General features: G+C 69.5%; 6 protein-coding genes. All 6 read left to right on the forward strand.

Annotated elements, in window-relative coordinates; genetic code table 11:
- The first annotated feature begins 210 nt into the window (after positions 1–210).
- The 6 genes from ACFWGZ_RS37795 to ACFWGZ_RS37820 all read left to right on the forward strand — a co-directional run bounded on the left by ACFWGZ_RS37795 (position 211) and on the right by ACFWGZ_RS37820 (position 6938).
- Positions 211–1473: an extracellular solute-binding protein gene (locus tag ACFWGZ_RS37795; RefSeq protein ID WP_382456399.1), complete on the forward strand. Its 1263-nt coding sequence runs from the start codon at positions 211–213 to the stop codon at positions 1471–1473.
- A gap of 74 nt (positions 1474–1547) precedes the next feature.
- On the forward strand, positions 1548–2447 hold the full coding sequence (locus ACFWGZ_RS37800) for a carbohydrate ABC transporter permease (protein ID WP_382456404.1): 900 nt from the start codon (positions 1548–1550) through the stop codon (positions 2445–2447).
- Between the two features lie 2 nt (positions 2448–2449).
- On the forward strand, positions 2450–3274 hold the full coding sequence (locus ACFWGZ_RS37805; RefSeq protein ID WP_382456400.1) for a carbohydrate ABC transporter permease: 825 nt from the start codon (positions 2450–2452) through the stop codon (positions 3272–3274).
- Positions 3275–3276: 2 nt separating this feature from the next.
- Positions 3277–4680 carry a GH1 family beta-glucosidase gene (locus ACFWGZ_RS37810; RefSeq protein ID WP_382456401.1) on the forward strand — a complete coding sequence of 468 codons (1404 nt, stop codon included), beginning with the start codon at positions 3277–3279 and terminating at the stop codon, positions 4678–4680.
- Positions 4681–4814: 134 nt separating this feature from the next.
- On the forward strand, positions 4815–5837 hold the full coding sequence (locus ACFWGZ_RS37815) for a GNAT family N-acetyltransferase (RefSeq protein ID WP_382456402.1): 1023 nt from the start codon (positions 4815–4817) through the stop codon (positions 5835–5837).
- Between the two features lie 72 nt (positions 5838–5909).
- On the forward strand, positions 5910–6938 hold the full coding sequence (locus ACFWGZ_RS37820; protein ID WP_382456403.1) for a LacI family DNA-binding transcriptional regulator: 1029 nt from the start codon (positions 5910–5912) through the stop codon (positions 6936–6938).
- Positions 6939–7179: the final 241 nt, after the last annotated feature.

Consider the following 7179-nt stretch of genomic DNA (forward strand, 5'->3'; position numbering starts at 1 on the left):
GGCCCGGTCGTCCCTCTTCGTCTTCCGGGTGCCGCTCGGGTCACCCGATCGAGACGCTCGCGAAATCCGGTCCAGGTTTTTGTTGCCCGTCTCCACAAAGTTACGGAACGATGTCGACCGCTTGACACCCGCGCCTCGCCAGTTGAGTGTGAGAGCGCTCTCACCACAGTTAGCTGCGCCACACCGGCGTCGTCGAGGAGGACGGAACGGATGGACAGAAGGCTGGTCGGCAGCGTGGCTGCGACCCTCGTGATGGTTCTGGCCGCGGGTTGCGGCGGGGGTTCGGCGGCCGACGGCAAGGTCGAGCTGTCGCTGGGCCTCTTCTCCGACTTCGGGTACGACAAGCTCATCGAGGAGTACCAGGCCTCGCACGCGAACATCAAGATCGAGCAGCGCAAGGTCAAGATGGAGCAGCACAACACGCAGCTCGCGACCCAGCTCGCGGGTGGCCGTGGTGCCGCGGACATCGTGGCCCTCGAGGAAGGCGTGATCTCGCAGTTCCGCGCCTCCAAGGACAAGTTCGTGAACCTCGCCGAGTACGGGGCGAAGGACCTGAAGGACCAGTGGGCCGGGTGGAAGTGGAACCAGGGCACCGCTGACAACGGCGAGTTCGTGCTGGGCCTCGGCACGGACATGGGCAGCCTGGGCCTGTGCTACCGCAGCGACCTGTTCGCGGCGGCGGGCCTGCCGACCGACCGCACCGAGGTCGCGAAGCTGTGGCCGACCTGGGCCGACTACGCGAAGGTCGCCGACCAGTTCGCCGGCAAGACGCCGAACGTGAAGTTCGTCGACACCGCCCGCAACGTCTACAAGGCGATCCTCGACCAGACCGAGGAGGGCTACTTCGCGAAGGACGACTCCTACATCGCGGAGAAGAACGACAAGGTCAAGTCGGCGTTCGAGACGGCGGCGGCCTTCGGCACGAAGCAGCAGACCGGTGCCCTCGAGCCGTTCAGCCAGGACTGGAACGTCGCGCTGAAGCAGGGCTCGTTCGCCACCACCACCTGCCCGGCCTGGGCGCTCGCGCTGATCAAGGCGGGTGCCGGCGACGCGGCGGCCGGGAAGTGGGACGTGACGACGGCGCCCGGTGGCGGCGGCAACTGGGGCGGCTCGTTCCTCGCGATCCCGAAGCAGGGCAAGCACCCCAAGGAGGCCTACGAGCTGGCCAAGTGGCTGACGGCCCCCGAGCAGCAGAAGCGGATCTTCAAGGAGACCGGCAACCTGCCGAGCCAGCCGAAGGTCTACCAGGACGCCGAGGTGCAGGCCACGGTCAACGAGTACTTCAACAAGGCTCCGGTGGGCCAGATCTTCGCGAGCTCGGCGGAGTCGCTCAAGCCGACCTACCGCGGCACGAAGGACTCGAAGGTCGGACCCGTGTTCGGCACGGCGCTCACCCGCGTCGAGCAGGGCAAGCAGTCCGCGGCTGACGCGTGGACGCAGGCCCTGAAGGAAGCGACGGACGCCGCGAAGTGACGGTGACTCGTCAGGAGACCGAGGCGGCCACGGCCGTCTCGGTTTCGCCTTCGAAGGAGCCGAAGGGCTTCCGGCTGAGCAACTGGGACGCCAAGTACACGCCGTACCTGATCATCGCGCCGTTCTTCCTGGTGTTCGGGATCTTCGGGCTCTACCCGCTGCTCTACACGGCGTGGGTGTCGCTGCACGACTGGCAGCTGATCGACGGCGACCAGGGGTTCGTCGGCCTCGACAACTACGTCACGCTGTTCGCGGACCCGAACTTCTGGAACGCGCTGGTCAACACGCTGAGCCTGTTCGTGCTCTCGACGGTGCCCCAGCTGCTCGCCGCCCTCGGGCTCGCGGCGCTGCTGGACCGCGGCCTGCGCGGCAAGGCGTTCTGGCGGGCCGGCGTGCTGCTGCCCAACGTCATCTCGGTCGCCGCGGTGGCCCTGGTCTTCGCGCAGTTCTTCGGCCGCGACTTCGGCATCGTGAACTTCCTGCTGGGCTTCGTCGGGATCGACCCGATCGACTGGCGCGCGGAGACGTGGGCGTCGCACCTCGCGATCTCCACGATGGTCATGTGGCGCTGGACCGGCTACAACGCGCTGCTGTACCTCGCGGCCATGCAGTCGGTGCCCAAGGACATGTACGAGTCGGCCACTTTGGACGGTGCCTCGCGCTGGCGCATGTTCTGGTCGATCACCGTGCCGTCGATCCGCCCGACGATCCTGTTCACCGTCGTCACGTCGACGATCGGTGGCCTGCAGCTGTTCGTCGAGCCCGCGCTGTTCGACCCCGGGTTCGCCACGAGCAACTCGACCGGCGGCTCCGACCGGCAGTTCCAGACGCTGGTGCTCTACATGTACGAGAAGGGCTTCCGGTTGTTCGACGCCGGGTACGCGGCCACCGTCGCGTGGATGCTGTTCGTGGTCGTCCTGCTGGTCGCGATCGTCAACTTCACGCTGACCCGCCGCATCGCGGGCAAGGAGTGAGCATGAAGAACGCGAAGGCAGGACCGCTGCTCTACGGGTTCCTGGTCGCCGTGCTCGCCGCGTCGATCTTCCCGCTGTACTACTCGTTCATCGTGGCGTCGAAGGACAACTCGGTCCTCGGCGAGAAGACCCCGCCGCTGGTCCCCGGCGGCAACCTCGTCGAGAACATCACGCGCGTCTTCGACACCGTCGACTTCTGGCTCGCCATGCAGAACTCGTTCGTCGTGGCGGCGACCGTGGCGATCTCGAACGTCGTGCTGGGCTCGCTCGCCGGGTTCGCGTTCGCGCGGCTGCGGTTCCGGGGACGCGACTCGCTGTTCCTGGTCGTGCTCGGGACCGCGATGGTGCCGACGCAGCTCGGCGTGATCCCGCTCTACATGCTGATGTCCGACCTCGACTGGTACGGGACGCTGCAGGCGGTCATCGTGCCGGTGCTGATCGGGTCGTTCTCGGTGTTCTGGATGCGCCAGGCGTGCGAGGAGACCGTGCCGTACGAGCTGATCGAGGCGGCGCGCGTCGACGGGTGCTCGGTGTTCAGGACGTTCTGGCACGTCGGCTTCCCCGCGGTGCGCTCGCAGGCGGCGGTGCTCGGCATGTTCACGTTCATGACCGCGTGGAACGACTTCTTCTGGCCGTTGATCGTGCTGGACCCCAACGACAGCCCGACGGTCCAGGTGGCGCTCTCGACGCTCGCCAGCGGCTACTACACCGACTACTCGCTGATGCTCGCCGGCGCCTCGCTCGCGGTGCTGCCGGTGATCGCGATCTTCGTCCTGCTGTCCCGCCAGATCGTCGGCGGCATCATGCAGGGCGCCGTGAAGGGATGAGGATGACGACCGACTCGGACGTCGAGGTCGGGCGGGAGGTGCTGACCTTCCCGCCGGACTTCCTGTGGGGAGCGGCCACCGCGGCGTTCCAGATCGAGGGATCCACCACGGTGGACGGCCGGGGGCCGTCGATCTGGGACACGTTCGCCGCGACGCCGGGCAGGGTGCTGGCCGGCGACACCGGTGACCCCGCCTGCGACCACTACCGCCGGTACGGCTCCGACGTGGAGCTGATGTCCTCGCTGGGGCTCGCGGCCTACCGGTTCTCGGTCGCGTGGCCCCGGATCCAGCCCAGCGGCAGCGGCCAGGTCGAGGAACGCGGTCTCGCGTTCTACGACCGGCTCGTGGACTCGTTGCTGGAGAAGGACATCCAGCCGCTGGCCACCCTCTACCACTGGGACCTGCCGCAGGTCCTGGAGGACTTCGGCGGCTGGCGCAACCGCGACACCGCCTACCGCTTCGCCGAGTACGCGGCGATCGTGCACGAGCGGCTCGGCGACCGGGTGCAGGCCTGGACGACGCTGAACGAGCCGTGGGTCTCGGCGTTCCTGGGCTACGGCAACGGCATCCACGCGCCCGGCATCGCCGACCCGGTGGCGTCCCTGGAGGCCGCGCACCACCTGCTGCTGGCCCACGGCCTCGCCACGCAGGCGTTGCGCGCGCAGGCGCCCGAGTCGCACCGCCTCTCGATCGTGCTGAACTTCAGCACCATCTGGGGCGACGACGCCGAAGCGGTCCGCAAGGTCGACGGCCTGCAGAACCGCATCCTGCTCGAACCGGTCCTCGGGCGCGGCTACCCGGTCGACGTCCTGCGGGACACGGCGTGGCTGGGCGACTGGACGAACGTGGTGCGCGACGGGGACATGGAGACCATCGCGACCCCGGTCGACTGGATCGGCGTCAACTACTACAACCCGACCCGCGTGGCCCCGGCCGACCCGGACTTCGCGCCCGCCGGGCCGCACGCGGGCCTGCGCGGTGCCACGATCGCGCCGCCGCAGGGCGAGCTGACCGGGTTCGGGTGGGAGCAGAACGCCGACGCGTTCACGGAGCTGCTGATCCGGCTGTCCCGCGACACCGACGGGATCCCGCTGGTCGTCACGGAGAACGGGTCCGCGTTCCCGGACGTCGTCGACGCCGGGCACGTGGCCGACGAGGCGCGCACGAAGTACCTGCTGGACCACGTCCGCGCGGTGCACCGGGCGATCTCCGAGGGCGCCGACATCCGCGGCTACCTCGCGTGGTCGCTGCTCGACAACTTCGAGTGGGCCGCCGGGTACTCGCAGCGGTTCGGCATCGTGCACGTCGACTTCGAGACGCAGCAGCGCACGGTGAAGGACAGCGCTCGCGCGTTGTCGCGGATCATCGGGCAGAACGGACTGCCCGCACACGGGTACTCGATCTAGGGCCTGCCCCGGCGCTCCCACCCGCGGACACCTCCGTCCGCAGATGGGAGCGCTCTCGTGCAGCTGGTGCCCTCCCTCGGTCGTTTTACCCGCGGTTCGCCTCGTGGCAACAAGTCCCGTGAACCCTGGACGGCATGACGACGACCTGGCGCATGCGCTTCGAACTCAGCGACAGCCCCGGCGCGCTCGCCCGCGTCACGGTCCGGCTGGCCGCGGCCGACTGCAACGTCCTCGCTCTGCAGGTGATCCCCGTGCCCGGCGGTGTGCTGGACGAGATCGTCGTGCGTGCGGGCGAGGGCGTGCTCCCGGCGGACCTGGTCGAGGCCGTGCGCAGCGAGGGCGCCCAGCGCGTCGGCATCACCGGTGCGGACCTGCGGGACCTGGTGGACGAGCCCACGGCGGCGTTGCGCGCGGCCAGGGCGGCGCTGGCCGATCCGGACAGGACGGCCGAGGCGCTGCGCCAGGTGCTGTCCGCCGACGCGGTGACCCGCGGCGAGGCGACGGAGGGCCAGGCCCAGCTGGGAGACCTGGTGGCCCGGCGCGGCTGGGCGCGGTTCACCCAGGTCGAGCTGACGAGGGCCCAGGCGCTGCTCGACCTCGTGGAGGCCCCGGCACCCGCGCTGCGCGGTGTGCTGAGCGACGACGGCGTGGCGCTGGTCCTGCGCCCCGGAGCCGCTACCGACGAGGACGCCGTGGCCGGCCTGCACGCCCGCTGTTCCATGAGGACGCTGTTCCACCGCTACCACTCGGGCATGCGCACGGTGCCGCGCCGCTGGGTGCACCGCCTGCTCAACCCGCCCCGCGGCACCACGGTCCTCGCCCAGTGCGCCGACCAGGTCGTGGCCCTCGGCCAGCTCATCCAGACCGGCACCCCCGACTGCGCCGAGATCTCGCTGCTGGTGGAGGACGCCTGGCAGCACCGCGGCGTGGGCACCGCCCTGCTGGGCGCCTTGGCCACCGACGCCCGCGCCGCCGGGTACGCGGAGCTCGTGGCGTGGTGCCTGCCGACGGAGACCGCTCTGGTGAGGACGGCCGCCCGCGCCGGCCTGCGGACCACGACACGCCGGGAAGACGGCCTGCTCCGCGTTTCCGTCACGCCGCGCGGGCGTACCCCGAAAGCGTCGATTGCAGCGCCGATAGCCGAAAAAACACGGTGAACAGCGCGGAAACCCTCCTCGGAGATCCTTTGGGGCTAAGCTGCTTGGCGGATCAAAGGTTTTCATCGAGGAGTGGTGCTCGTGTCCATCCACGCGCGTCCGACGTTGGAAGACGTTGCCGCGAGGGCTGGGGTCTCCCGCGCCACGGCGTCACGAGTGCTGAACGCGTCCCCGCGCGTCAGTCCCGAAGCGCTGGAAGCGGTCAACGCAGCCGTGCTCGCGCTGGGCTACCAGCCGAACCGCGCCGCGCGGGCACTGGTCACCCGCCGCACCGGCGCCGTGGCCGTGCTGTTCTCCGAGCCCGAGCCCAAGATCTTCGATGACCCGCACTTCGCCCGCCTGATCCGCGCCGGCGCGCGTGCGCTGGCCGACGTGGACGTGCAGATGGTCCTGATGCTCGTGCACTCCCACGACGACCAGATGCGCGCGCACCGCTTCCTGGCCGGTGGGCACGTGGACGGCGCTCTCGTGTTCGCGCCGCACCGCAACGACGAGCTCGTGTCCATTGTGAAGAAGCTGCCGCTGCCCGTCGTGTACGCGGGCAAGCCCTGGGGGTCGTTGCGGGGCATGCACCTCGTGGACAACGACAACGAGGGCGGCGCCGTGCTCGCGACCGAGCTCCTGAAGTCGCTCGGGCGGAAGAAGATCGTGCACGTGTCCGGGCCGGTGGACGAGCTGTCGGCCATAGACCGCATGAACGGGTTCCGGTCCGCGCTCTCGCTCGACGACCGTGCCGCTGCTCGGGTGATGGAGGACGGCGGGTTCACCCGCGAGGGTGGGCGCAAGGCCATGTCCGCGCTGCTCGGGCGGGTGCCCGGGCTGGATGCCGTCTTCGTCGCCTCCGATCTGATGGCCGCCGGGGCGCTGGAGACGTTGCAGGAGGCCGGGCGGCGGGTTCCCGAGGACGTCGCCGTGGTCGGGTTCGACGATCATGTGGCCATCGCCGAGCACACCTCGCCGCCGTTGACCTCGGTTCGGCAGGACTCCGACGAGCAGGTCAAGCACATGGTGGAGCATCTGATGAAGTTGCTCCGGGACGAGACGGTCAAGTCCAAGAAGCAGATGCTGCCCACTGTTCTGGTTCGGCGCGAGTCTGCTTGATTCTCTTTGGGGGCTTCGCCCCCTTGCCCCCTTGGTCGGGGGCTCCGCCCCCTGGCCCCCGGCACTCCCAAAGGAGCCGGGCCGGCGCCGTGGGCGGGTTGATGGCACGCCTGTTTCGTTGGGCGGCTTGCTGTTGTGTGGGTGGTTGCGTTGCGGTGGTGGCTCCCCCGCCTAGCGCGCCCGAGCGAGCCACATGCGAGGAGGGGTGTCAACTCGACGAAAAGCGTGTCGAGTTGACACC

The sequence above is a fragment of the Lentzea sp. NPDC060358 genome, assembly GCF_042725365.1.
Classification (GTDB): Bacteria; Actinomycetota; Actinomycetes; order Mycobacteriales; family Pseudonocardiaceae; genus Lentzea.

Excerpts from the sequence above, each read along its gene's own strand:
- ACFWGZ_RS37805 (WP_382456400.1), top strand. The coding sequence starts at position 2,450 with ATGAAGAACGCGAAGGCAGGACCGCTGCTCTACGGGTTCCTGGTCGCC.
- ACFWGZ_RS37815 (WP_382456402.1), top strand. The coding sequence starts at position 4,815 with ATGACGACGACCTGGCGCATGCGCTTCGAACTCAGCGACAGCCCCGGC.
- ACFWGZ_RS37795 (WP_382456399.1), top strand. The coding sequence starts at position 211 with ATGGACAGAAGGCTGGTCGGCAGCGTGGCTGCGACCCTCGTGATGGTT.
- ACFWGZ_RS37810 (WP_382456401.1), top strand. The coding sequence starts at position 3,277 with ATGACGACCGACTCGGACGTCGAGGTCGGGCGGGAGGTGCTGACCTTC.